This is a genomic window from Corynebacterium sp. HS2168-gen11 (genome assembly GCF_024834075.1).
Taxonomy (GTDB): domain Bacteria; phylum Actinomycetota; class Actinomycetes; order Mycobacteriales; family Mycobacteriaceae; genus Corynebacterium.
This window is the reverse complement of record NZ_JANUXR010000009.1, coordinates 26066-51343: the sequence shown is the minus strand read 5'-3', so window position 1 is coordinate 51343 and position 25278 is coordinate 26066. Positions and strand designations below refer to the sequence as shown.

The following is a 25278-nucleotide window of genomic DNA, read 5'->3' as shown; positions in this document are numbered from 1 at the left end:
TAGTAACTATTTGCGATGCTTCTTGGCCACGCTGATGACAATATCAGCAATTCTTTCAGCTGCATTTCCAACACTAGATGCTCGTGCGGCTTCACGCATCTTGGCTAATTCTTGAGTATCTTGCATGATTTCTAATACTTGCGGAATCAGATCATTTAATACTTCAGCATCTGACACGATCCGCGCTGCGCCGGCTTCGACTACAGCTGCTGCATTTAAACCTTGCTCACCATTACCATGCGGCAATGGCACATAAAGTGCCGGAATGCCCGCAGCGGTAACTTCAGCAACTGTCATGGCACCGGATCGACACACAATCAAATCTGCTACCTGGTAAGCGGCGGCCATATCATCAATATACGGAACAGCATGTAAATGTTCACGAGGCGTTGGTGGTTGATTCTTTGGACCATACGCAATTAATACTTGATAGCCTGCGTCGATAAGCCTATCAGCTTGCAAATTAATAGCATTATTCAACGATTGCGCGCCTTGGCTACCACCAATAATCAGAATTGTTTTCCGCGTATGATCCAAGTTCCACAGCTGCATTCCACGCTCGCGAGCTGCAGTAATATCCGCATGTGCGGTTAAACCAGATCGAATTGGAATACCAACAATCTCACCTGGCATACCAGAATTCGCAACAGCATTTAATCCTAATCCGCCAAGGCGTGCGCCAAGCTTATTCGCCATTCCTGCACGTGCATTGGCTTCGTGCATCACAAATGGAATCTGCAAGCTTTTCGCCGCCAGATAGCCAGGTGCTGCGACATACCCACCGAAACCAATCAACACATCAGTATTGTGATTCTTCAAAATTTGGCGAGTTTCCCGCAACGTTTTGGAAAGCTTCAGGGGAACTTTGAACAAATCCCCTGTGAGTTTGCGTGGAATTGGCACTGGGGTAATCATACGTAACTCGACACCGCGCGCTGGTACGAGATCTTTTTCTAAACCTCGCGGTGTGCCAAGGGCGATAACATTGGCACCTCGCTTCCGTAATTCCAGCGCCACGGCAAGGGCAGGTTCGATGTGACCTGCAGTTCCTCCACCGGCAACAACAACATTGAGATGGTCGATAGTCATAGTCTTCTTTTCTGTTTCTCAAACGGCCAAGATTCAGTGTAGTCTCACTTGGCATTTTGCGGTGACTGCAAACAAACAATACTGTTTTTGTACACTTAGCCACGCGGCGGGTAGCTGCGCTGCTGATCGCGCATCGTGCGGCGCGGCGCTGGCAATTCCCGGCGCGGCACTGCTTTTCGACGTTCACCGCGAACGAATGATTGACCAGCATGATTCATCCGTTGGCCACGCTGCACAATTTCATCCACCGGTGTTGGTTCAGGCAGCATGAATACAGCGTCGATCGTTGGACGACCATTACTTTGCATTGCCGAGATTGCTTCTGGTTCATAGCGTGCGGCATTGGCAATCAGCCCCATTGCACCAAGGGTGATCAGTGCAGATGTACCGCCTGAGGAAATCATTGGCAATTGAATACCGGTAATTGGTGCTAAGCCCAATACGTAAGCGACGTTATAGAAGGCCTGGAACACAATCGCTGAGGCAAGCGTTGGTGCCAGCAGACGGAGATATGAGGACTGCGAGCGCTTGGCTATTCTTAATCCGACAATAGCAAGCCAAGCAAACAGTGCAACTACGACAAAGGCACCAATGAGCCCAAGTTCTTCACCGATAATGGCGAAAATGAAGTCGTTTTTTGCTTCTGGGAGATAGAACCACTTTGCACGTGATTGTCCAAGACCTACGCCGAACAGTGAGCCGTCGGCAAGCGAAAGATAGCCTTGATAGGACTGATAGCCGATGTCGCGAGGATCATCGAAGTATCCGAAAAATGCGCTCTTCCAGACTGTGATGCGTTCGCCGCGGAAGCTATTTTGCAAGATGAAATAAGCTGGAATCAACGCGATTGCAGCAATGGTCGCGAAAGCTTTGAAGAATACTGTGGGAAGTCCTGCGTAGAAAAACAGCAGGACTACTACGAGTGCGAAGTTCATTGCCATTCCGATGTCGCGTTCAGCGACGATCAAGGCGAACATCGCGAGACTGACAATCGCGAGTTTTTTATATGGATCAACTTGCCACGGCAGATTCTGGTAGCCACGTGCAGACGCCAACATGTGTGCGCCCCAAATTACAATTGTCATGCGCGCGATTTCAGAGGGCTGAAAGCTAATGCCGGCGAATGCGATCCAGGACTGGGAGCCTTTCGAGGCAAGGCCGGTACCAAGTGGTGTGAGCACCAAGATCAACGACGCAAACGACAATATCAGCAATCCTGAGACGTATTTACGCACGGTTGTTGGACGCGTACGAATTGCGAGCAACATAACAACGAAACCAATTGCCACCATGATGAGCTGGCGACGTGGTTGGCTCCACACGCTACCGGTTAAGGCCATGGAGGTTGCCATAGAGGCGCTCATGACCATTGCAACACCAATGCCGGAGAGCAAGACGGTAATAATAAGGACACTGAAGTAGTCAAAATATGGCCGGCTTGCGATGTCTTTGAGATAAGACCTGCCACGACTCATTGGCGAGGGCGAACGCAACGGTTGCGATGAGTTCTTCGTGGTGGGAGCAGTCATGTTCCAGCCTGTCTGTGATTGTGCAGCAAACGCGAGTACCTACGGGCGTCACTGAAGTTATCAAAGGATATAGAAGTGACGTATGTGAATTACTAGTCTAATAGATTTGCACACCTGAATGGTGAACACGTCAGTCGAATAGGCCGGAAATTTTCTTGTCTCGCGGTTACTTGCATGACTTCAGGCTCCGTGAAGGGGCCGCGGTCACGCGATCGCTGCATGCATGACAGCACAGACGATTGCGCGTGGATCCGTGTGATGCGTGTGATGCGTGTAGAGAGCATCCATGAGAAAGCATCAAGACACAGCATCATGTACGACAGATATTGCTGATAAAAATGGCAGTGGTGGTACATCGTGTGCATGTACCGCCACTGCCATCACGGCAGGTATGATCACCTACCTACTTTCATACGCTGATATGTCTTGCCACATCACACGCAATAAGGATCGTTGCATCACAAGTTTGTATTAGAGAACTGGGCCCTCGGTTACCGTGGCCTCAACGCCCTTTTCAGTATTCCCAACTGTAAAGACCAACAGTGGCTCGGTTGTTGGCTGCGGTGATCCATCTGCTGGTTCTAAGGTAATGAGGATTTCTAACCCTGGCATCGGCATAGCATCAATAAAGGAAAATAATGCACCATTATCGGGTGTATAGAATCCTACTGATGTGACTTCTCCTGCAAAGCGCTTCCAAACCTGTAGTGCATAGCCTTTCGGCGTATGCAGGGTTGCTGGGAGTGTGACAGCCGCCATCTCCATCTGCGATGACCATGTCAGCGTCGCCATATTTCCATCATTCATCATGGAATCCATGCGGGTGACATCTTGCGCTGCGTTCAAATGCGCATAATCCATCTCGTCTGACATGGAATCAATCACTGTCCAGCGTCCAATCCCAACACCCACAACGAGCAACGCAACTGCGGCAACCGATCGAAGTGCCACACCACCGACGCGACGCCACAATGGAAACTCCACTACAACAGCGTCTTGAGAGGCGTCTTCGAGAGGCTCTGGTGTAGCGTCTGGAACGGCGGCAAGCACGGCGGCGTCGTCAAGCTTTGCGACGCTGCTAGGTGCTGGCGCATCGCTGGCAGTCGCAACTTCAGGTTCTGCAACCGGCCCAACTTGCAACTGTTCGACGTCACGAATTGCCTGCATAACATTGAAACGAACATACTCTGGCACAGGCAGTTCACCCAATGCATCAGACAAGAACTCACCGCAGGTTTCATCAAGCAATGCATCAAGCTCAGCATCAGAGAGATCATCTGCACGACGTCCATTATGCATGTTCATTCTGCACCTCCATCACGGCTCGTAGCTTCTTTATTCCTTGAAAAATTCGGGTTTTGACTGTTCCTACCGGAATCCTGCATTGGTGCGCGATTTGAGAATGAGTTAGCCCTGTAAAGTACGACAAAATGATCGCGCTTTTCCACGGCTCACCTACCTCGTCTAACGCTTCACGCACGTGTTGGCCGGAGAGACGTTCTTCAACCTGTATAACTGTTGAGTCTGCGTCAGGCATATATTCCGTATACGCAGCCTCTCGATTCTTCGCGCTTTGCGAAGAACGGACTCGATCGATTGCTCGGCGTCGTGCAATTGTTGCCATCCATGCCATCGCATTTCCTCGAGTCGCATCGAAACTTGGTGCTAGCCGCCACACTTCAACAAAAACTTCTTGGAGCACCTCTTCGCTTTGTGCATGATTGAGAAGAATCTGCACAATTAGAGCGAAAAGGCGTCCGCTTGTTCGAGAATAGAGATCGTTAAACGCTCGTTGATCCCCTTGTGCTGTTGCGGCCAACAACTGGTTCTCAGGTGTTCGATCAGGGAAATTCACAGGATCCATTCTAAGAGACTGTAGTCCTGTTATCTAACTGACCGAACAAGCACGCGCGCTGATTATCCAAAGGTGAAGGAATACAGTTCAAGTCCTGGTGGGACATCGAACTCAACGATTCCTTTGGAAAGATCGTCGGTTTTCACAACTTCTAATGCATTTGGAACACCGCTGATCTGATATTTCTTTACCTCATCGCCGCGGGTAACGGTTAAGGTTCCTTCACCAGCGATCACCAGATTCACCTGACGACCGTGATAGTTCAGACGCAGCTTGGCAGGCTTATTAGCAGGAGTGATGTGCTTGCTTTCAATAATCCAGTCGCCTTCGAGGGCAAAGGTATCAGGCTGTTGTTTTGCTGGGAACGTGAAGGTTTGTTGGCCGACAACAAGAACTTTCCCATCGAAATGATCTGCACGCCACGCACCTAGATAGGTCTCTGGGCTGCGCTCACCTTGCACATCGACTTCGTCAGTGGTGAATACTGGCTCAGGAAGTTCGATGGTTGGATCCTTTTCACGCAACAGGGTACGGATGTGGTTTTCGGTGGTTGCATTGCCACCTTCACCGTAGGAAAATGCGCGAAGCTTTCCGTCCGTGCCCTTAATGTAGTGAGCAGGCCAATAGTGGTTATCGAAATTGCGCCAGGTGATTAAGTCGGAATCAATAGCAATAGGGTACGTCAGACCGAATTCATCAGCGGCATGCTTAACATTGGCAGGTTCGCGTTCGAATGAGTACTCAGGAGCGTGAACACCAATTAAGACAAAACCAGCGTCTTTATAGGTTTCATGCAACTTTTGCAGGTGTGGCAATGTGCGCTGGCAGTTGATGCAGGAGTATGCCCAGAAATCAACTAACACAACCTTATCTTGCAGCTCTTCAGCCTTCAGAGGCTGATTACCTGGAGTATTAAACCATGCGTATTCACCTTCGATATTAGGGAAGGTACCGCAATCGCCCAATGCCGAGCTACCTGGAACACACGCTTCTTCTGTCGAGCCCTGTCCCCCGCCGCGTTGTTCGTTACCGTAGAGCAAGACGTTAGTTTTTTCGCTCAGACCAGCAGTCCAGTCCGGCAGTGCTCGCTGAATCACTGCTGGAACATTGAATACCAAGCCCAGCGAAAGTCCGATCAAGCACAAACCTGACACAATGCGAATCATGCGCTGGCGTGCACGGAACGCTGCAATACGCTCAGTCATTTTACGTCCGGCAAGTGCGAAGAAGAGCAGTGGAATTGCCGTACCAATTGCAAAGGAAACGGCCAGGATCACTGTGTCTACACCAATTTCACCAGTGGTACCAGCGACAGACACTGCTGCAAGGACTGGTCCAGCGCATGGCACATAGGCAGCACCAAGGACAAGACCCAAAAGGAAGCCGTTATCGCTTTGGTGATTTCCAGCCTTGCTGAAGCGACTAAATGGCTTTTCAAGAATTTCCATGACAGATGGGAACAGCATGCCAACACCGATCAGTGCCAGCAGGATAATACCAACCCAACGGATAATGTCCTGCGGCAAATGCAGCAGCGACACAAGTGCGGATCCAAGCAAGGTGAAGAAGGTGAAGGATACGACCAAACCTGCTACCACAAGATATGGACGCCAGCGGGAAGGTTCTGCGGCAACCGCTTTTGCCTTCTGTTGTGCTGCAGGAGGAGTAACGGCTGCGGTTGTTGATTTATTACCGGAGAAATTGCCGAGCGCAAGATTTCCTGGCGCAAGGTCTAATCCTTGGATGGAAAGTTCAGGGCGCGGTTTCTCAGAGGTGTCATTTCCCACACGCGCGCCGGTTGCGCCGCCTGCGAAGAAGATGACCGGTAGGACGGGGATAATACACGGGGAAATACCGGTAATAAAGCCGCCGAGGAGACCGATGATAGCAAGGAACAAGAGGCTTCCCTTTCTTTATTCGTATTGAATGGGTTTACCTAGTATTCGGAGCCACTTCCCTGCTTGGTTTTATCCTCCTCCAAAAATACAAGTGAAATAAATCACATCGCCTGTTCGATGCTGTTCCTCTTCAGATCACTGTATATGCCAATGTCGGAGCTTTACGACGCTTTTCTCGCGGGTGTATATGTAGGAAGAACACAACAGCCAGTGCATGTTTTTGAGCAACACAGCAAGCAAAACGGGCTTGCATCGTTTTTTACGACACAAGCCCGTTCCAGCAACTTCTCTACAAGTATTAAGAAGTTTCAAATTCAGCGTTTATCGCTGCAGCGAAGATATCGCCGCGTTGCCCCATACCTGTATACATATCCAAACTTGCTGCTGCCGGCGCTAAAACAATGGCATCTCCTGGCACTGCTCGTGCGACTGCCCAGTGTGCCAGTGCGTGCATGGCTGCATGTGGATCTTGCGAATCTACCGTGAAAATCTCAGCGTGTGGCGCATAGCGTTGCACAGCTTCAGCGATCATCGCACGGTCAACGCCAAGCAAACCAACCGCTTGCAGCTTGTCGGCATGGCGTTGCACAAGTTCATCAACTTGCGCGCCTTTGAGCTGGCCTCCTGCAATCCAAATCACTCGATCATAGGCTGCTAATGCAATATCAGCTGCGTGCGGATTTGTGGCTTTGGAATTATCAACGGCAACAATCGTGCCTTTCGTCGCAACAATTTGTCCACGGTGAGCAGCTGCCTGGAAATTGGCTAATGCTCGTGCAATTGCAGCAGGTTCAACACCTTGGGAACGTGCAGCTGCAACTGCTGCCAATGCGTCATATAAGCCGGCTGGTCCAGGTGGTTGAATACCTACGGCTGGTGCGACCACTAGGTTGTGATCGAAGGCAGCGTCGATAAGCATATGTTCGACAATGCCAACTTGACCAGGCTTTGGTGGTGCAAGGGTAAACCCATAGGCTCCAGGTGCATATTCCCGAACCATTGCATCGTCAATACCCGCGATCGCAATTGGCGCTTGCAGCACTTTTGCTTTCGCTTCAGCATAGGCTTGCATCGAACCATGCCAATCCAGATGGTCTTCTGCCAAGTTCAGCAAAATGCCCACATCTGGGCGTAACTGACTGCTCCAGTGCAATTGGAAACTGGAGAGTTCAGCAACCAACACATCAATGCGATTCTGCTGCTGGAGGGCTTCTGCGATTGAAACACCAATGTTGCCAACTGCAGCTGCTTGCACGCCAGCTTCTTGCATCATTGCGGTGAGCATTTGCGTGGTGGTGGTTTTACCGTTGGTACCAGTAATCACCATCCAGGTACGCGGTTGTCCGAACACTTCTGCTCGATCGAGACGGTAACACAGCTCGACATCACCGATAACCTCTACGCCTCGAGCAGCAGCGGCTTCTAAGAATGGGGTTGTCGGAGGCCAACCTGGTGAGGTCACCACGAGGTTAGCGTCGTCAAGCAAATCCTGCGCTTGAACCGTGGTGCCGCCGCTTGCACCTGTGACTTCTAGTGCTCTGGCGAGGGCAGTTTCATTATCGTCGGCAATAAAAACGGTGTTGCCAAGTGAGACAAGCATCTTTGCAGCGCCAACGCCGGCAACACCAGCGCCAGTGACAATTACATTTAAGTCAGAATATTGCATGGTTTACATGCCTCCGTAGCTTAACCAATCGCCATAAAACAGCGATGTACCCAGCAATGCCGAAACTGCAGCAATCAGCCAGAAACGAATCACAACGGTCGTTTCTGCCCAGCCGCCGGCTTCGAAATGGTGATGGAATGGCGCCATGCGGAAAATACGAATCTTCTTCGTTTTATAGCCTGCAACTTGAATCACCACGCTGGTGGCTTCCATCACGAACAAAGAACCGACGACGATCATGAGTAGCTCGGTGCGCGATGCGATCGAAATGCCTGCGACAAGTCCGCCTAATGCCAAGGAACCAGTGTCACCCATGAAGATTTTTGCAGGTGCAGCGTTCCACCATAAAAAGCCCATGCAGGCGCCGAGACCGGCCACGGCTAACACCGCAATATCCAGTGGATCGCGCACATCGTAGCAGCCTGGTACTGCTGCAATGGAGCAAGAGTTACGGAACTGCCAGAAACTGATCGTGGCATAGGCACCAAGCACAATGGTGGTCACACCGGCGGCAAGACCGTCGAGGCCATCGGTTAAATTCACACCATTGGACCATGCAGCAATGACAAATGAAATGAACAGCAAGAAGACGATGAGGCCAACGATGCCTCCACCAAGTGCAATATCAATGGTGTCGAAATCACGCAAGAATGAAAGATGGGTGGATGCTGGGGTTAGGCCATCTTTGTTCGGGAAGGCCAAAATGGCGACGCCAAAGACTAAGGAAACACCTAATTGGCCAAATATTTTCGCCTTTTTGTTGAGCCCTAAATTGCGACCCTTGTAGAGTTTGATGAAATCGTCGGCAAAGCCTAATGCGCCAAGGCTTAATGTTAATGCTAGGACTAAAACACCAGAGGCACTAAAGCCACCTTTGCCAGTGATCTCACCCATAATTGCGGTGATGACATATCCCAGTGTGAATGCCAGCAAAATTGCGATGCCGCCCATAGTTGGGGTGCCGCGCTTTTTAAAGTGAGAGGCTAAGCCTTCTTCACGGATTTCTTGGCCGATACCTTCTGCAGAGAACTTCCGGATCAGCACAGGTGTGAAGAAAATAGAGACGAGGAAACTGATCGCTCCTGCCAAAATCATTTGTGTCATGATTAGTTCTCCTCTTGATTCGTATTGTGCTCGAGTCGTTCGCAAGTCTGCCCGCTCTGACCGTTCGACCCGCTTGGTGTAGCAGCACACTCGAGTAACCCAGAAGCGATCGTCCATAATTGCGCAGCATTGGAGGCTTTCACCAATACCACATCATGCGGTTGGATATATTCGCGTAGAGCCGTCAAACCTGATGCAGCATCACCTAGCCATTGGCATGGAATGCCCAACTGCCGACTGCGCGTGGCATAGGCGTGAACATCCGGATGCTCACCAATTGCCATGACGGCATCAACACCAAGGTCATGAGCATATTCAATCACTGCTTCGTGATCATTTCTGGCTGTGACACCTAATTCGCCCATCGGCCCGAGTACTGCGATTACACGCCCTTGCGGCGTGCGCATATTCACTGCAGCTGTTAATGCAGCACGCATGGAATCTGGATTAGCGTTATAAGAATCGTCAACCACAGTCAGCCCGTCAGCTCTGACCTGAACGTCCATCCGATGCTCTGAAGCTGCGGTGTGGGCGCTGAGTTGAGCTGCAACAGTTGCAAATGGGATTCCGGCAGCCAATGCTGCTGCGGCTGCGGCAAGCGCGTTCGAGACTTGATGCTCGCCGTGGACTTGTAATGCAATAGGTGCGGTCGCATCGTTGAAGTGCAGAGTAAAGCGTGCTCTGGCACTTTCATCAAGCACAATGTCGCTCGCATAGACATCGACCGGCTGGGTGGTTGAATAGTACAGCACACGCGCTTGGGTTCGAGACGCCATCGCCGCAACAAGTGGATCGTCAGCATTTAAAACTGCCACGCCATCGGCAGGCAAGGCTTCTACCAACTCGCCTTTGGCGGCGGCAATATTTTCCTGCGAACCAAACTCACCAACATGTGCACTACCGACATTTAGCACAACACCAATTGTTGGTGGCGCAATCTCGGCAAGTTTTGCAATATGGCCTTTGCCGCGCGCGCTCAATTCTGCAATCAAATATTGCGTTTCATGTGTGCATCGTAAGACGGTATATGGATGCCCAATTTCATTATTAAAGGATCCAGGTGGAGCAACGGTTGGGCCAGCGGCTGCAAAGACCGTGGCCATCATATCTTTCGTCGAAGTTTTACCCGCCGAACCTGTCACTCCCACCACTGTGACATCGAGAGTATCAACCACATGGCGAGCAAGTTTCGACAATGCAGCTAACACCGCCGCAACTGAACCATCAGTATCGTGGGCAAAGGCATACGCCTGGTTGTGTTCGGATGCAACTGGTGGCACCACAATCGCGGATTCACCAACCGAACGTGCCGTTAATGCAGCAACAGCGCCTTGTTCGATAGTCTGTGCCACGAAATCGTGTCCATCGACTCGCGCGCCAGCGAGTGCAACAAACAGATCCCCGGCATGAATCTTGCGAGAATCAAATTCAACGTTTCCTGTCACAACGGTATCACTTGAGCCATGCTCCAGACGACCGGCGACAACTGCTCGAATCTGCTCGAGTGTCAGCGGAATCATGCTTGTTCCAACTTTCCAGCTAGCAATAATTGCAGCGCGTCGCGAAGTTCATCACGATCATCAAAGTGATGATTCACGCCTTGAATTAGCTGCCCAACTTCATGGCCTTTACCAGCAATAATGATGGAGTCTTGCGACTTCGCCCACGCGACCGCCGCACGAATTGCTTGACGACGATCACCGATTTCCAAAACTTCCGCATCAGTCTCAATAGCCGCGATCCCCTCAAGCATGGCTTGACGAATCGTCGCTGGATCCTCGCTGCGCGGATTATCATCGGTGATAATCACCAGATCCGCACCACGAGCTGCGTATTCACCCATAATTGGCCGCTTGGATCGATCTCGATCACCACCGCAACCAAGCACAATTGCAACACGATTCTTGGTTTGTGCGCGTACCGTTTCTAATACTGCCGCAACAGCTGCTGGCTTATGGGCATAATCCACCACAGCTAAGAAATCTTGTCCCACTGCAATCGATTCCATTCGCCCTGGTACGCCAACATTGGCAAGGCCTGTAATCATTTGGTGAATATCCCCCCCAACTGCGTCGCCAAGCGCTAAGGCAAGAGCGGCGTTGGCCACATTAAAGCGTCCTGGAAGTGGCAAATGAACTTTTTGGCCACTGAAAATAAAGTTTTGTCCACCTGCTGGGTCAATAGCAACATCAGTGACCACGTAATTTGCTAATTCACCGCGAGTGGCCATGCTCTTTGCCTGCGCGCCGGCACGGTCGAGCATCTCGCGGCCCCAGCGATCATCAATGCAGATGACCGAGCGAGCAGCCGCCAATGGTGAGTCCGGTTCGAACAGCATGGCTTTGGCTGCAAAGTATTCCTCTAAGGTTGCGTGGAAGTCGAGGTGATCTTGCGACAGATTTGTAAAGCCTGCGACGTCAAAGTCCACGCCTTGGACGCGTCCAAGGGAAAGTGCATGAGAGGAAACTTCCATCACAACATGGCTAACTCCAGCATCGCGCATCTGGGCAAAGAGTGCTTGTAACGTTGGTGCTTCAGGAGTGGTTAATGAAGTTGGAACGCTTCGACCTGCAATGCGAGTACCAGTAGTGCCGATCAACCCAACAGTACAACCTGCTGCAGTTAAACCAGCTTCGAGTAAATAACTCGTTGTGGTTTTACCAGAGGTACCGGTAATGCCGATAACAGTCATAGCTTGCGAAGGATTGCCATACACCGTGGCAGCAACCGTGCCAAGAACGTCACGAACATTCTCAACTACCAGTACCGGACGGGTTTCCCCCGCTTCTTCGAGGATGCGCCAACCTGCTTCGTCGGTCAGAACCGCTGCAGCTGGGGTTGCATGAGCAAAGGTAGCGCCGTGAACTTTGGTGCCTGGCATGGCGGCAAAAAGTTGCTGCTGCCCCACCGTTTTGGAGTTCAGATCAACACCTGTAATCACACAATCATCGACAGTATCTGGAACAAGCCGTGCCTGCGCAAGTTCAGCGAGTTGATGAAGCGTCACACGCGGTAGTCCTGTGCTCGAAACGTTCATGGAGGTCCTTTCGCCAGATACTGACTATCAAAAATCTTATGATTCATAGGCGGCTTGCGCCACTAGATGACGCACGACGAGCCGTTGTGATTCTACCGCGTTATCGGTGAAACACTTGTCTCTATCACAGGATACGCTTCAAGCTTAGACAGCACAGTACCGCTTCCACCACCTATTGGCGTTCCTGCGAATATGCGTTGTTATTCAGGCACTTGTAAAATCAATTGTCCTTCTTGCGGTGGCGATAACGGCACATTGTCTCGATCAAGCAACCAACTTGCGATGTCTTTAAACAAAGGCGCAGCACTTTGCCCACCTCCACCGTGCACACCGCGCTGTGGACGGTCTAACATTAGGGCCACCACAAACTTCGGATTATCAGCAGGTGCAATACCTGCAAAGGTAATCCAATAATTCGAGTGTGAATATGCCCCAGTGTTTGGATCAACCTGCTGAGCAGTGCCAGTCTTACCGCTGAGCTGATAGCCCTCGATGGCAGCGTCGGCACCGGTACCTTGTTGAACACCAGCTGGATCCTTTTGGATCACGGCACGGAACATGTCAATCACAGTTCGTGCAGTTGCAGGCTTGACGACGCGAATCTTCTTCGGTTCAGGTTGTTCAATAATAGTGCCTTGTGCGTCTTCAACCTTGGCGATAATGCGAGGCTGAATGCGTTCGCCTCCATTGGCTAATGCCTGATACACGCTGGCCATTTGGAGCAAGGTTAAACTCATACCCTGCCCAATAGGTAGGTTTGCGAATGTGCCACCCGACCATTGCGAAAACTCTGGACGCAAACCTTGGGATTCACTTGGCAATTCAATACCAGTTGCTTCACCGATACCGAATTTGGTTAATAGATCATCAAAACGCTGCTCACCTAAGCGTTGTGCCAACATCAAGGTACCAACGTTCGAAGACTTACCAAAGATACCGGTGGTGGTGTATGGCACAGGTCCGTGGGCCCATGCATCACGAACATTCACACCTGACATGTCAATCGAACCTGGCACGGTGAGAACTTCATCAGGTGTTGCCAGATTGTCTTCAATCACACCAGCGGCAGTAATAATCTTTGCTACCGAACCTGGTTCAAATGGTGCAGAAATGGTGGAATTACCAAAGTCTTTCCCCTGATCTAACTGTGCTTGAATATCACCAGTTGGATCGATGGTATCGGTGTTTGCCATGGCCAGCACTTCGCCAGTTTCAACATCCAATACAACTGCAGACGCAGATTTCGCCAAAGAATTAGCTTTTGCCTGCTCGAGTTGTTGCTGGACAAAGGTTTGTAAATCCAGATCCAGGGTGAGAGTCACCGCAGCACCATTAATCGCAGGGATTTTATCGCGTTGCGTACCAGGAATGACGCTGCCAATGCGTGACACATCAATGGTCGACCGACCATTGATACCAGAAAGTAAGGAATCGTTCGAAGCCTCAAATCCGAATTGGCCTTGACCATCTTGGCTAATTTTGCCAATCACGTTTGCACCGATGGCACCATTTGGATACTGGCGCAGATCTTGATGGTCTGAAGCGATCCCATAATATTCACGCGCAATATCAGCAGCAATATCAGGATCGACATTGCGCACCAAAACTGCATAGCTGGCATCCGAACGCAGCTTTTCTAATACCTCTGCCGAATCAATGCCATCAGTCGAAGCTCCGGTGCTGCCAATGATATTCGGGATCTCCGAGGCATACCGGATCAGTTCTTCATCGACTTTGCGCGCTGCAAGTTTTTCTCGTTGCTCAGGGGTTAACGACTCCCCTTCGCTGGAATATAGCAGACTGTTGAAAAATTCTTGCTGGAGTTCTCGGCGTAACACATTGGGCGATACTGTCAGCGATCGTGCTTGCATCGTGTATGCAATTGGACGGCCTTGTCGATCTCGAATCTCACCACGGCGTGCCGGATCGACGAATACTCGCGTACGCTGTTCGGCAGCTTGCTCAGCAAATTTTGGCTGAATGGCAATCTCAAACCATGCCATGCGCATCGCAATCACACCAGTCATGCCAAGCACTGCTACTTTTAGCAAACCAAAACGATCAAGTTTCTTCCTTGACGTTTTCGCTGGTGCTGGCAAAGATTGATCCGGGTTTGAACGGTTGCCGCTGACGCCAAGTGCTGGCGATAATCCGCGCGATGCTCGAGAATCTCGCGAGCTTCGTGGATTTCGCGGATCGAATGCATCTGCATTGAGCGCTTCGCGCCGCTGCTGTTTTTTACTTTGGCCACGTCGAAAGGCCCGAGGGTCATCAGAATCTCTCCTCGGGCTTCGGGAACGTGGTTGCTTCACTGCTTATTCGACCTTTACCTAATTGGCATTGATATACGGCGCTAGACGTGGCGTCGTGACCTCCAATTGTGGAGTTGCATTCAGCGAGGATACCACTTCTGCGGTGGCTTTCGGGTCACTTGTTGCCACGTTTGGCTGAATTTTTTGGCCATTGACATCAATAATCGGACGAGTACCTTCGCCAGCTGGCCGAATTTCCTGGATACTACCATCGGCCAGGCGCGCCAGAACACCGGTTTGATTTGGAATGACCATGCCCATCTCTTGTGCTTGACGCGCAATCTCTGCTGTCGACGAGGCATTTTCCAAATCTCGACGCAAGGTTTCTAGCTGATTGTGCAGAATGATCTCTTGCCCACGCAGTTCATCAATCTTGAACGCATTTTCCGTCGCAAGACCGGAATAATACAAGCTCATCCACGCGCCAAACACCACGGCGAGAATCAACATGATCGCATGATTTCGCCTGGAAGTGTCTACTTGTGGGCGCTCAACACGCCTGCCACGATGGACAATAACTTGCTGCGACCCCAATTGACGTGCGAACCGGCGCTTTGCAGGGCGCACGGAACGTTCCGGTGGAGCAATTTTCGGCTCGGCAGGTTGCACCGTGGCAACAGAAACTGCGCTACGAGTAAGCGTTCGACGCCTGTTCGATTCTTCAGGTGAACTAGGTCGCCGGGTGTGAAACTCGGTGGTAGTTGCACTCATGACCTATTGCGCTACTTTCTTTGCTTCAATTGCTCGAACTCGCACAGAGGCCGAACGTGGATTTTCTGCTATTTCGTCTTCAGTGGCTTTTTCAGCACCACGAGTTACCAGACTGAATTTGGCAGCAAACTCAGGAAGATCCACTGGTAACCCAGGAGGAGTTTTAGAAGTGGTTAAGTCGGCAAATATGCGCTTGACAATCTTGTCTTCTAAAGATTGGTAGGCCATAAACACCGCACGTCCACCAGGATGTAATGCATCTGCGATACGCGGCACAACCTGCTCAATCGCCTCAAGCTCGCGATTCACTTCGATGCGTAATGCCTGAAAGCTTCGCTTCGCTGGGTGTCCACCGGTGCGGCGTGCAGCAGCAGGAATAGTGGCATACAGCAATTCGACGAATCGTTGCGAGGTGGTAAACGGCTCACGTTCGCGTTCTTTGATCACAGCTGATGCGATTTTCCCAGCGAAACGCTCATCACCATAGTTTTTGAGCACTTTGGCGAGTTCACCATGAGAGTAGGTATTCAAAATATCCGCCGCTGTAAGACCTTCGGCATCATTCATACGCATATCAAGCGGAGCATCAATGCTGTAGGCGAAGCCACGCTCTGGCTGATCCAACTGCATTGATGAAACGCCAAGGTCGAACAGAGCGCCGGTTAAGCCATAGTCAAGATACCGCTGACAAGCCTGATTGCCTGCAGCTGCAGTTTGTTCAAGAACCGGCAGATACTGATCAAAACGGCAGTGTAACCCCACAAAACGATCGCCGAATTTTTCCAGTCGTGCACGCGCCTGGCCAAGTGCATGGGTATCGCGGTCCAAACCAATAACTGTTGCGAGGGGAAACTGCGTGAGGAAATACTCAGAATGTCCACCTGCACCCAAGGTGCCGTCGATAATCACAGCATGTTCGCCTGCAGCGGTCACAGCTTCGGCAAGCAATTGTGTCACTCGCGCGCGCATAACTGGTACGTGCCCGTGATTGGCACGCAAATCAGCTTGCAACTGCGCTTTGTCTGCCACGGAAGCCCCCAAGAAAATTTGTTGAAACACGCCCTGTAATCAGCTGGTATTAAGCCAAGCGTGCTGCAGGTTATCAGTTAATGAACATCTTGCAATGTGCATAGAGCTCCGTTACCATGCGCGGATTCCCTCATGCTGCTCTGATATCGGGGAAGTACACCAGAACGCGATGATTGTTGTCGCACGCACAATAACGGAGTTCATACGCACACTCCATTGTGTGAGTTAGAGCAGGCCACCCAAGATGTCATCATTCGCCGCAGCAAATGCAGCTTCAGTTTCTTCTTGATATTTCGCCCATGATTGCGCGTCCCAAATTTCCAAAAAGTCCATCGAGCCAATAACCACGCATTCTTTCGTCAATCCGGCATAGTCTCTATGCGCAAGTGACAGCGTAATGCGGCCTTGACCGTCAGGGCGTTGTTCATCCGCACTTGCAGCAAGATTACGAATGAACGCACGTGCTTCAGGATTTGTACGAGAAACTTCGGCGGCCTTGCGAGCGCGTCGAACAAACTCATCTTTGGGATACACCGCCAAGGAGTGATCCTGCCCTTTGGTGACCATCAAGCCTCCAGCAAGTTCCTCACGGAATTTTGCTGGAAGTGTCAGTCGACCTTTGTCGTCAAGTTTTGGAGTGTACGTGCCAAGAAACATCTTGAAAGCACCCACCTTCCATTACTGACAACACTGACGGAACCAATGAGCACCCGCGTTTTCACGACCACCCACAGACATGTTCCTTGTCCACCACAATACCCCACTTTGCCCCACCAACAACATAGCAACACAAAATTTTTCTCAGAGATTTCTAATATTGCAGTCCTGACCAGCTAAAATAAAAGTGGGGAGGATTCATACACACGATCAAATATCAAAGTTTTTTGCCCCCGCCCTGCCCCTTATATGCTTTTCACACGCATATTCAAGTATCACTTGCTTCCCTTTATTCACAGATATACGGCGTACACTAGGCAAATAATCAATTACTCCACTCCCCTTGCATATAAAGGTGGGGGAAAGTGGGGAATTTTAGAAACATAGATCTTCGGTACTTATATTCTTGCTCGACGAGGCACTCAACAGCCGTGATCGTTCCAACAACTCCGATTACAGCGCAACACATATCTCAGTAATGGTGCGCAAACGCTAGCGTGGATGCATACGGTGTCACATTCCCCCTCTCTCGGCGTGAGCAATCTCCATTCCCATCACATTCAGATTTGCCCAGTACTTGCGACACATCTACCACCGGTTCCAGCTACTTCTCACTCACACACAACGACGCGCATCCAAGTTAAGCAAGCAAAAGGCTCATACATCGCTTTGATGTATGAGCCTTTTCCAAGCAGAATATGTAATTAGTTTGAGAACCTATTCTTGAAATTATCCTCTAGGCGATCACCGAAACCGCCACCTTTTCCACGTTTTTCTTGCCGCACGCGACCACCAGCGGCGGCTTTCATCGGTGCATCATGAGAAGCACGCAGCATCCAGACACCAGCTGCAACCATCACCAAGAATCCGAGGACACTCACAGCCACAAATGCAAGAGAAATCTGACTCAATGCAACACCTGCCACCAGCAGGACCAGGCCAACGGTGATTATTGCAACACCTCGCAAGGTTAGCAACCCTTGTGGTCGATCCTCTGTAACTTCTTGTACAGTAGCACCGAACTGTGGGTCATCCGCTAACAATGACTGTTCGATTTCACGAAGCAATCGCTGTTCATACTCGGAAAGTGCCACAATGTCTCCCCTTTTATATAAGTGGTATATTGCTGAGCGCGTGAGGCTTCACAATAAAATTGTATGATTCACTAGATATAACGACAAGGGTAATAGGAAAGTTCCCTCCCGATAAAAATTTTCCTCTTTGCTTGTCAGTATCCTTAAGTTTCACCATACCAAGGGTGCTCTCCTATCGTTTGCAATTTTAGGAAATCCCAAGAAGTGCGGTTTCATAATTCACACTCCCAAGCACCAAGCAATGCACCATTATAGATGGATACCTCAGGACCTATGCTGCAGATTCTGTATCTGACAAAGATCCAATCTGTATACTTTCACGCAGTTCTAGCGCCAACGCATACACTGCGCGAGCAGCATCTTGGAAAAAGAGTGGGTCATACCCAGCCATCACGCGTGAACGCAATCGTGAATATTGCCCGATTCGTTCAGCCCAGTCTTGACCGGATACCCCAGCGTGGCGAAGCTGATCGATAATATTGACACGCGCTGATCGTGCTTTCGCAACACCTTGGACATCCAGCCACATACCGGCCAAGCGCAAAAATGCTCGGTATGATGATTCGAGAGCGAGATCGAATCGACCTTGACGCAAATAGTCGTCCGCTTCTGCAAGCGAAAACTCTACACTATGCCACGAACGTGCAGCCTTTCGATCCCCTTTGGCATATGACGTCATGTGCAGTCCCCCAAACCGCGTAGATGCTGAGACTACTACGTTCATCAGTCAGCTCCTTTCTTATTCTTGTGGCTTCGATTTCAAAAGAATACGCAGCCACTGTTCCCCCTTGAACATCAATTTAGAACAGATGTTCGAACATGTCAAGAGGTAATACACTTGGCAAACACTCAACAACGTGATTGCATAAAGAATGTGACCTTGCATATCCAATCTTTAGGCGCACCTGAATTCAGCGCGCTTGCACCGCAGTTTGTCGAACTCTATATTGCTGCGATGAACTATGCGCCCAAAATGAAACAACAACGCGTCATTGGATGGCGCAGCGCAGTTCGAGAACGCAATTTTCGGTGTTTTATTGCCCACGACGACCACCAACTCCTTGGTGTCACCTATGGGTATCACGGCCGGCCAGAACAATGGTGGCATAGAGAAGTACAACGTGGACTACGCATGCAACAGCAAGATCTTGCACTATCGCACGTGATGAAACATCAGTTTTATTTATCTGAGATTCATGTTCACCCACGTGCGCAAGGACAAGGCATTGGCACAGCCTTATGCACCGCAATTATGCAAGAAGCGAATAGCCCCTATACTGTGCTTTCCACCCCAGAGGTGGCAAATGAAGCAAATGGAGCGTTTCGTCTTTACCGAAAATTAGGTTTTCAGGATCTTTTACGCGACTTCCATTTTCATGGCGATTCACGTGCCTTTGCACTTCTGTATCGTGACAACACATTGGGCTAAACATTCGCCATCACAAAAGACTCGCGTGTAAACGTGTAGATTGGTATAACTTGTTGGATTGAAAAGTCATCTACAATAACATTCACATATCGGCTTCCGTGACGTACGTACACGTCCGTATTTTCGCAACGCTTAAGGATGCACACAGTGGCACAGCTTGGATATACCCTCCCGTTAGAGGACATCATCGTGCAGGTAGAACGCAACTTGCAAGATTTTTTTACCGAGCAACGTGAACCGATCGCTGCCATTGGAACACCGGTGAGTCGTGCCGTCGAGATGCTCGAAAGTTATGTGCTTGGTGGCGGCAAGCGTATTCGACCGTTGTTTACCTGGGCTGGTTATCTAGCTACCAATCCTTCCGGCGAACATGACGAAGCTGTGTTGCGTGCAGCTTCATCGCTGGAGTTCATTCAAGCATGCGCGTTAATTCATGACGATATTATCGATTCCTCTGATACCCGGCGCGGCCAACCTACTGTGCATCGTGTGGCTGAATCCGTGCATACCAACGCGAAATGGACAGGTGTAAGTTCGCATTTTGGTGTGTCGGTTGCAATTTTAATTGGTGATCTTGCCATGGTTTGGGCAGATGATATGTTGCATAATTCCGGTATTGATAGTGCCGCGTTGCAGAGAGTCCTCCCAGCATGGCAGCGAATGCGCACTGAGGTCATTGGTGGACAATTGCTCGATATTACCAATGAGGCTTCCGGCAATGAAGATCCCGTGTTGGCGCATACTGTCAATCGTTTCAAGACTGCTGCCTATACTATTGAGCGCCCTTTGCATATTGGTGCAGCTCTCGGCGGTGGTGACGCCACGCTCATTCAACAGTTGCGCAATTTTGGTACCGATATTGGTTTAGCATTCCAACTTCGTGATGATCAGCTTGGTGTGTTTGGCGATCCTGCTATCACAGGCAAACCAGCAGGTGATGATTTACGTGAAGGCAAGCGTACTGTCTTGCTGGCGACTGCTCTTTCCTTGGCTGATGCGCATACTGCATCTGTGATTCGTGAACGTGTAGGCAATGTGAGTGTCAGCAACGAGATTGCCGAATTAACTGAACTGATTCGGAAAACAGGTGCTGAAGATGCAATGGAGGCAAAAATCCAGGAATTAACCACTTCTGGGTTGCGCCAATTAGAGGCAATGAAAATTCCAGAGCATGCGCGTGAATTGCTGAACTACCTAGCGCATCGTGCCACGAAGCGGAAGTACTAATGCGTATGCTTGCTATTCGTGAACATGACCAGCCCCATGCAACCCGCGCACTGCGTCTAGGGCTGATTGCCACGTGTGCCATGTTGTTGGGTTCTTTCGGCGGTGGTGCGTTTCAGCGGCGTGGTGGTGTACTTGACCTTCTCGGGTGGGAGTTTTTGTCCTTCGGTCATGGTGCTGCTTTTTCCAATGTGACCTTATGGATTGGCACCATCTGCTTGATTGTGGCCTGGGCGATCTTAGGACGCGCGCATATTACGGCCGCTGAGCTACAACGCATCTTGTTCATTTGGATTGTGCCGCTAGTATTCGCTGGCCCAATAATGTCGCGGGATGTGTATTCCTACCTCATGCAAGGCACCCTACTGCGCGATGGTTTCGACCCGTATACCCAGGCAGCCGCATTGAATCCGAATGCAGTGTTGTTTGAGGTTTCACACGATTGGCGCACCACAACTACTCCCTATGGGCCGTTGCATTTGTGGTTGGGAAAGATCGTCACGTCGATAAGCGGCGATCATGTGCTCGTTGGCACATATATCTTTAAGCTCCTCGCGGTTGCAGGATTTGTCGCAATCATACTGCTTGTCCCAAAACTTGCAAGTGAATTGGGGCTGGATCCGCGATGGGCGCTTTGGATTGGTGTGGCGAATCCGGTGATGATCATTCACTTGGTTGGTGGGATGCATAATGAGGCATTGATGGTGGCGCTGGTATGTCTTGGCTTGTTGCTCATTGTGCGCGCGGAACGGCTGCTCATGGTACTCGCAGGCATTGGGCTGATTGCGGTAGGTATGGCGCTGAAGGCAACCGCCGCGTTTTGCTTGCCATTTGTGATTTGGATTTATGTGTATAAGGCTTCTACCCGCAGTGAAGCTTTTCGACGCTGGTGTGTGTCCGGCTTCTTAGGTGCAATCACCACTGTTGTGACCTTATGGATCATCACCAAGCTTTCTGGCAGCACATGGGGCTGGATTGCTGCATTAACGGGCAATTCAAAGGTGATTAATCCTCTTTCGGTACCGTCACTGATTGCAGATACGCTGGCAAGTTTTGGAAGTTTGTTTTTTACTCCGTTTCCTTATAACGAGATACTTGCAATCACTCGTGTAAGCGCATCAGTAATCATGCTGGTGGGTTTTGTAAGTTCGTGGTGGTTCTTGCGCACCCAACCAATGCTTGGCATGGCAGTGATGTACATGGTGATGTTTAGCTTTAATGCCGTCACACTGCCTTGGTATTACGCAAGTGTGTTTGTGTTATTAGGGCTATTCCCGCTTTCACGACGCTGGGCATATGTCATTATTATTGGCTCGATTGTGGTGGCAAGTGCTTTTACCGGTTCGGGGAACCATCAACTCTATAACCCCGTGTGGATGAGTATTGCCGGAGTTGCGAGCTGGTTCGCGGCGACCTGGATATTACAGGATGTTTCGATCCAACAGATTCTTCGTTCACGACACGACACTGCGACCAAGCAGAATAGTGAAACGCAAAGTTTGAGCAGCTACTAATACCAACCTGTGCGGTCATTGCAGCACAATACTACTCAAGCAACGCGATCCTCCTGCTATATTGCCACGCAACAAAGTGTGACCGGCGGCGCGTCGTCAAGCAATACCGCACACGTACGCGGGTGCACACCACCATGTTGTGCACCCGCGTCTTGAATCTTCAGTCGACCTTTACAATCCCATTGCCTGTGCGCGACGCATCACTTCGCGCGCGAGATGGCCGTGAAGTGCATCAATTGGTCGCCCCGGCAAGGAATCATCTTCGGTGAACAAGAACCTAAAGATTTCTTCATCGGTATAGCCGCCATCGCTTAAGACAGCAATTACGCCTGGGACAAACTTATTCGTTGTGCCTTTGACTGACAGGAAATTTGCTGGAATGCGTTTTTTGCCTTCAGCATAGACACAGATCAGTTTGTGCTCGCCCAAAAGGTCGAACACTCGGGTCACAGGAACGCCAAGACGCTCTGCATATTCAGGGACACTGAGCAGTTCAGTGTCAGCGGGCAAAATAGATACTGGTACTTGTTGTGAACTCACATATGCAAACATAGCAAGACTTTTTCGTGGTGCGTAGCTGACGCGAACATATTTTTTCAGTCATACTGGTAAGTATGCAGCTTTCCAACGGTTATCTTTTAGAAAATCGCTACCGCGTCGAAGCCACAATCGCCCGCGGCGGCATGTCGTATGTCTACCGCTGTGTTGATCTTCGACTTGGCAGATTAGTGGCAGCAAAAGTCATGACTGAGCAATATCAGCAAGACCCTGTGTTTCAGCAGCGATTTCGCCGTGAAGCGCGCTCATTAGCGAACTTACGACATCCAAATTTAATTGATGTCTATGATTTCTCCGCGCAAGGCGATGAAGTCTTTTTAATCATGGAGCTGATCACCGGCGGAACGCTGCGTGAATTATTAGCAGAACAAGGCCCATTGCCAGTTGCAGGTGCGGTTGAAGTGATGCGCCAGATTTTGCAGGGATTAGCAGCCGTGCATGAAGCCGGCATGGTACACCGCGATATTAAACCTGATAATGTGCTGATTTCTGCCAGCCGCCAAATTAAACTTTCCGATTTCGGCTTAGTTCGCGGCGCACGCGCTGATCACAACCAATCTTCACAAATTATTGGCACGGTAAAATACCTTTCCCCAGAACAAGCCCGCGATGATGTCATCACCCCAGCAAGTGATGTGTATTCTGCTGGCATTTTGTTATTCGAATTGCTCACCGGTGGTACTCCTTTTTCCGGAAACACCCCATTAGAGCATGCCCGCCAGCGCTTGAGCATGGATGTTCCTGCACCAAGTAATTTCGTTGCCGGCATCCCACCGCTTGTCGACGAATTGGTGGCAAATGCCTGTAATCGTAACCCACAGCTGCGGTTTGAAGATGCTGGTGAATTTTTAGCCGCACTTGACGATATCGCCGCTGCCCTAGCGCTTGGAAGTTATCAGATTCCGCTACCTGTACATTCAGCTGCGGCACGTGCTGCACATGTGGCTCCAAACACTGGTGAATCGCCAACCGAGATGTTTACCACTGCTATTGACGCAACCAGCATGATTGCATCAACTCCAGTCACAGAAAAGTTTGTCGGCAGTGACAGCACAAGCGTGTTCCCGAGCACGGAGAGCACAAGTGTATTCCCGCGTGCTGAAAGATACGAACCAACATATCCACCACAACCACCTGCACCTGCGCCCCCTCACCTATCGCCGCAGGCGTCGTTAAGCGCTCGAACCCCACAAACCATCACTCAGGCACCTGTACGCAATTCCAATCGCTTAGGGCTGGCTCTGTGGCTGTTTTTCGTTGCATTGTGCACCGGCGCAGTCCTCGTTGCGGCATGGTGGTTTGGATCTGGGCGATACGGCGAAGTCCCACAAGTACTTGGCCTTGAACGAACTGCGGCAGTGGCATCGTTAGAAGCCGCAGGATTTCAACCTGCAGTTGTCGAACAGTATCACGATGAGCTGCCGCCCGATGTAGTCATTGATACTCAGCCTAGTTCAGGAGAGCGAGCCGCATTAGGGCAATCTGTCAGTGTGATGGTTTCCTTAGGAAAGCCGGTGGTGCCGGATTTTCACGCAATTGAGCACTACGATCAACTACTGGCAGACCACACCTTGGTTATGAACGTTGGCCCAGCCGAATATTCCAATGATGTGGAAGAGGGCCAAATTGCGCGCGTTGAGCCACCGGTTGGCACTGAGGTACTGACTCAATCCGCGGTCACGGTATTTTATTCACTTGGCCCGGCGCCTGTGCAGGTTCCAAGCGTCTATAATTTACCGGCTGACAAGGCACGACAAATTCTTGAAGATGCAGGTTTTAAGGTCAGCGTCGAAAAGCTTTTCGACGGCAATGTGCAACAAGATCATGCAATTAACTCACAACCAGATGCAGGTACTGAATTACCATTTGGTGCCGATATTGTTCTGCGTGTTTCAACGGCCAAAGAAGTTCCAGATGTAACAGGCCTCACTGAGCAGCAAGCACGTGAGACTTTAGCGCAAGCAGGTATTCAATTGGCGACAGTGAAGCGTACTGATGACAAATCTGCAACAGGTCAGCGTGCTGATGAAATCTACACGCTCACGCCTGCACCTGGCACGCTTATTGATGCTGATCGCACGAAGGTGACGTTGGAGTTAGTGAATAAAGTTCATGTTCCAAATGTGATTGGACAACGAGTTGATGAGGCAACTCAGATGCTGCAGGATGCAGGTTTTAAGGTCAAAGTTGAGGATAAAGAGGCGAAACCAGAAGATACCGTGTTGTATCAATCGCCTTCGTTCCTTAGTAGTCGACAAGCTGGCACAACAGTTTCATTAAGCACGTTCTAAGCGTTTGGTGATCACTGCCTGCACAACGCAGGTGCTATCATCAATGTTCGCAGTAATAGCTGATCTGCTTAAGACTTGAGCTCGTGAACAACATCTAAGACCTGCACTGGTATGAGAAATCAGTGCAGGTCTTGTTATTAGAGAAAATCTTCCTGACGTGTGTGCGGCAGAGCGTGAAGCAGGTGGTACTGGATGGGCGGCAGAGTGCCGAGCTGGCGTGAACGCCAAGCAGCAAAAAATTGCCCTTGGGCAGTCTCACAACGAGTCTCCTCAAGGGCAAA

At 50.3% G+C, this 25278-nt stretch carries 20 protein-coding genes; 4 read left to right on the top strand and 16 right to left on the bottom strand.

Features of this window, described 5'->3' with window-relative positions; translation table 11 throughout:
• Window positions 1-6: 6 nt before the first annotated feature.
• From murG to NXS99_RS07450, 15 genes are all read right to left on the bottom strand, one after another.
• Entirely contained in the window at window positions 7-1083 is a 1077-nt protein-coding gene (murG, locus tag NXS99_RS07520) for an undecaprenyldiphospho-muramoylpentapeptide beta-N-acetylglucosaminyltransferase (RefSeq protein WP_259288106.1), read from the bottom strand.
• Between the two features lie 101 nt (window positions 1084-1184).
• Window positions 1185-2618 (bottom strand): putative peptidoglycan glycosyltransferase FtsW, encoded by a 1434-nt coding sequence (locus NXS99_RS07515; protein WP_259288049.1) that lies wholly within the window; start codon window positions 2616-2618, stop codon window positions 1185-1187.
• 471 nt (window positions 2619-3089) lie between these two features.
• Window positions 3090-3923 carry an anti-sigma factor gene (locus NXS99_RS07510; RefSeq protein WP_259288048.1) on the bottom strand — a complete coding sequence of 278 codons (834 nt, stop codon included), beginning with the start codon at window positions 3921-3923 and terminating at the stop codon, window positions 3090-3092.
• Window positions 3910-4482, bottom strand: coding sequence for a sigma-70 family RNA polymerase sigma factor (locus NXS99_RS07505; RefSeq protein ID WP_396124835.1), 573 nt, complete (start codon window positions 4480-4482; stop codon window positions 3910-3912). Before NXS99_RS07505 ends, NXS99_RS07510 begins: the two co-directional genes overlap by 14 nt.
• Before the next feature lie 53 nt (window positions 4483-4535).
• A complete protein-coding gene (locus NXS99_RS07500) occupies window positions 4536-6371 on the bottom strand; it encodes a cytochrome c biogenesis protein CcdA (protein WP_259288046.1) in 1836 nt (611 codons plus the stop codon).
• A gap of 298 nt (window positions 6372-6669) precedes the next feature.
• Window positions 6670-8037, bottom strand: coding sequence for a UDP-N-acetylmuramoyl-L-alanine--D-glutamate ligase (gene murD / locus NXS99_RS07495; protein WP_259288045.1), 1368 nt, complete (start codon window positions 8035-8037; stop codon window positions 6670-6672).
• 3 nt (window positions 8038-8040) lie between these two features.
• On the bottom strand, window positions 8041-9141 hold the full coding sequence (mraY, locus tag NXS99_RS07490; RefSeq protein ID WP_259288044.1) for a phospho-N-acetylmuramoyl-pentapeptide-transferase: 1101 nt from the start codon (window positions 9139-9141) through the stop codon (window positions 8041-8043).
• A gap of 2 nt (window positions 9142-9143) precedes the next feature.
• Window positions 9144-10661: a UDP-N-acetylmuramoyl-tripeptide--D-alanyl-D-alanine ligase gene (gene murF, locus NXS99_RS07485; RefSeq protein WP_259288043.1), complete on the bottom strand. Its 1518-nt coding sequence runs from the start codon at window positions 10659-10661 to the stop codon at window positions 9144-9146.
• The gene (locus NXS99_RS07480) at window positions 10658-12178 is read right to left on the bottom strand and encodes a UDP-N-acetylmuramoyl-L-alanyl-D-glutamate--2,6-diaminopimelate ligase (RefSeq protein WP_259288042.1); all 1521 of its coding nucleotides are present in this window, start codon (window positions 12176-12178) and stop codon (window positions 10658-10660) included. Before NXS99_RS07480 ends, murF begins: the two co-directional genes overlap by 4 nt.
• 200 nt (window positions 12179-12378) lie before the next feature.
• On the bottom strand, window positions 12379-14187 hold the full coding sequence (locus NXS99_RS07475) for a peptidoglycan D,D-transpeptidase FtsI family protein (protein ID WP_396124842.1): 1809 nt from the start codon (window positions 14185-14187) through the stop codon (window positions 12379-12381).
• Window positions 14188-14508: 321 nt separating this feature from the next.
• Window positions 14509-15201 (bottom strand): hypothetical protein, encoded by a 693-nt coding sequence (locus NXS99_RS07470; protein WP_259288041.1) that lies wholly within the window; start codon window positions 15199-15201, stop codon window positions 14509-14511.
• 3 nt (window positions 15202-15204) lie between these two features.
• Window positions 15205-16230 carry a 16S rRNA (cytosine(1402)-N(4))-methyltransferase RsmH gene (gene rsmH, locus NXS99_RS07465; RefSeq protein ID WP_396124841.1) on the bottom strand — a complete coding sequence of 342 codons (1026 nt, stop codon included), beginning with the start codon at window positions 16228-16230 and terminating at the stop codon, window positions 15205-15207.
• Window positions 16231-16455: 225 nt separating this feature from the next.
• The gene (mraZ, locus tag NXS99_RS07460; RefSeq protein ID WP_259288040.1) at window positions 16456-16887 is read right to left on the bottom strand and encodes a division/cell wall cluster transcriptional repressor MraZ; all 432 of its coding nucleotides are present in this window, start codon (window positions 16885-16887) and stop codon (window positions 16456-16458) included.
• Window positions 16888-17591: 704 nt separating this feature from the next.
• Complete coding sequence (locus NXS99_RS07455) at window positions 17592-17981, bottom strand: DUF3040 domain-containing protein (protein ID WP_259288039.1); 390 nt, start codon at window positions 17979-17981, stop codon at window positions 17592-17594.
• Window positions 17982-18252: 271 nt separating this feature from the next.
• Complete coding sequence (locus NXS99_RS07450) at window positions 18253-18705, bottom strand: hypothetical protein (RefSeq protein ID WP_259288038.1); 453 nt, start codon at window positions 18703-18705, stop codon at window positions 18253-18255.
• 150 nt (window positions 18706-18855) lie between these two features.
• Here NXS99_RS07450 and NXS99_RS07445 point away from each other — a divergent pair, with 150 nt between their 5' ends.
• From NXS99_RS07445 to NXS99_RS07435, 3 genes are all read left to right on the top strand, one after another.
• Entirely contained in the window at window positions 18856-19410 is a 555-nt protein-coding gene (locus NXS99_RS07445; RefSeq protein ID WP_259288037.1) for a GNAT family N-acetyltransferase, read from the top strand.
• Between the two features lie 189 nt (window positions 19411-19599).
• A complete protein-coding gene (locus tag NXS99_RS07440; RefSeq protein ID WP_396124840.1) occupies window positions 19600-20637 on the top strand; it encodes a polyprenyl synthetase family protein in 1038 nt (345 codons plus the stop codon).
• Between the two features lie 5 nt (window positions 20638-20642).
• A complete protein-coding gene (locus tag NXS99_RS07435) occupies window positions 20643-22148 on the top strand; it encodes an alpha-(1->6)-mannopyranosyltransferase A (protein ID WP_396124839.1) in 1506 nt (501 codons plus the stop codon).
• Between the two features lie 171 nt (window positions 22149-22319).
• On the opposite strand, the gene NXS99_RS07430 is transcribed toward NXS99_RS07435, so the two are convergent.
• The gene (locus NXS99_RS07430; protein WP_396124834.1) at window positions 22320-22688 is read right to left on the bottom strand and encodes an Rv2175c family DNA-binding protein; all 369 of its coding nucleotides are present in this window, start codon (window positions 22686-22688) and stop codon (window positions 22320-22322) included.
• A 74-nt stretch (window positions 22689-22762) separates the two neighbouring features.
• Between NXS99_RS07430 and pknB the strand changes: the two genes are divergently transcribed.
• Window positions 22763-24997 carry a Stk1 family PASTA domain-containing Ser/Thr kinase gene (gene pknB / locus NXS99_RS07425; RefSeq protein ID WP_259288034.1) on the top strand — a complete coding sequence of 745 codons (2235 nt, stop codon included), beginning with the start codon at window positions 22763-22765 and terminating at the stop codon, window positions 24995-24997.
• Window positions 24998-25278: the final 281 nt, after the last annotated feature.

What these genes read in the sequence shown, in the direction of transcription:
- NXS99_RS07515 (WP_259288049.1), bottom strand. Translation starts at nt 2,618, where the DNA reads ATGACTGCTCCCACCACGAAGAACTCATCGCAACCGTTGCGTTCGCCC.
- NXS99_RS07510 (WP_259288048.1), bottom strand. Translation starts at nt 3,923, where the DNA reads ATGAACATGCATAATGGACGTCGTGCAGATGATCTCTCTGATGCTGAG.
- NXS99_RS07505 (WP_396124835.1), bottom strand. Translation starts at nt 4,482, where the DNA reads ATGGATCCTGTGAATTTCCCTGATCGAACACCTGAGAACCAGTTGTTG.
- murD (WP_259288045.1), bottom strand. Translation starts at nt 8,037, where the DNA reads ATGCAATATTCTGACTTAAATGTAATTGTCACTGGCGCTGGTGTTGCC.
- mraY (WP_259288044.1), bottom strand. Translation starts at nt 9,141, where the DNA reads ATGACACAAATGATTTTGGCAGGAGCGATCAGTTTCCTCGTCTCTATT.
- murF (WP_259288043.1), bottom strand. Translation starts at nt 10,661, where the DNA reads ATGATTCCGCTGACACTCGAGCAGATTCGAGCAGTTGTCGCCGGTCGT.
- NXS99_RS07480 (WP_259288042.1), bottom strand. Translation starts at nt 12,178, where the DNA reads ATGAACGTTTCGAGCACAGGACTACCGCGTGTGACGCTTCATCAACTC.
- NXS99_RS07475 (WP_396124842.1), bottom strand. Translation starts at nt 14,187, where the DNA reads ATGCGCATGGCATGGTTTGAGATTGCCATTCAGCCAAAATTTGCTGAG.
- NXS99_RS07470 (WP_259288041.1), bottom strand. Translation starts at nt 15,201, where the DNA reads ATGAGTGCAACTACCACCGAGTTTCACACCCGGCGACCTAGTTCACCT.
- mraZ (WP_259288040.1), bottom strand. Translation starts at nt 16,887, where the DNA reads ATGTTTCTTGGCACGTACACTCCAAAACTTGACGACAAAGGTCGACTG.
- NXS99_RS07450 (WP_259288038.1), bottom strand. Translation starts at nt 18,705, where the DNA reads ATGAACGTAGTAGTCTCAGCATCTACGCGGTTTGGGGGACTGCACATG.
- NXS99_RS07435 (WP_396124839.1), top strand. Translation starts at nt 20,643, where the DNA reads ATGCTTGCTATTCGTGAACATGACCAGCCCCATGCAACCCGCGCACTG.
- pknB (WP_259288034.1), top strand. Translation starts at nt 22,763, where the DNA reads ATGCAGCTTTCCAACGGTTATCTTTTAGAAAATCGCTACCGCGTCGAA.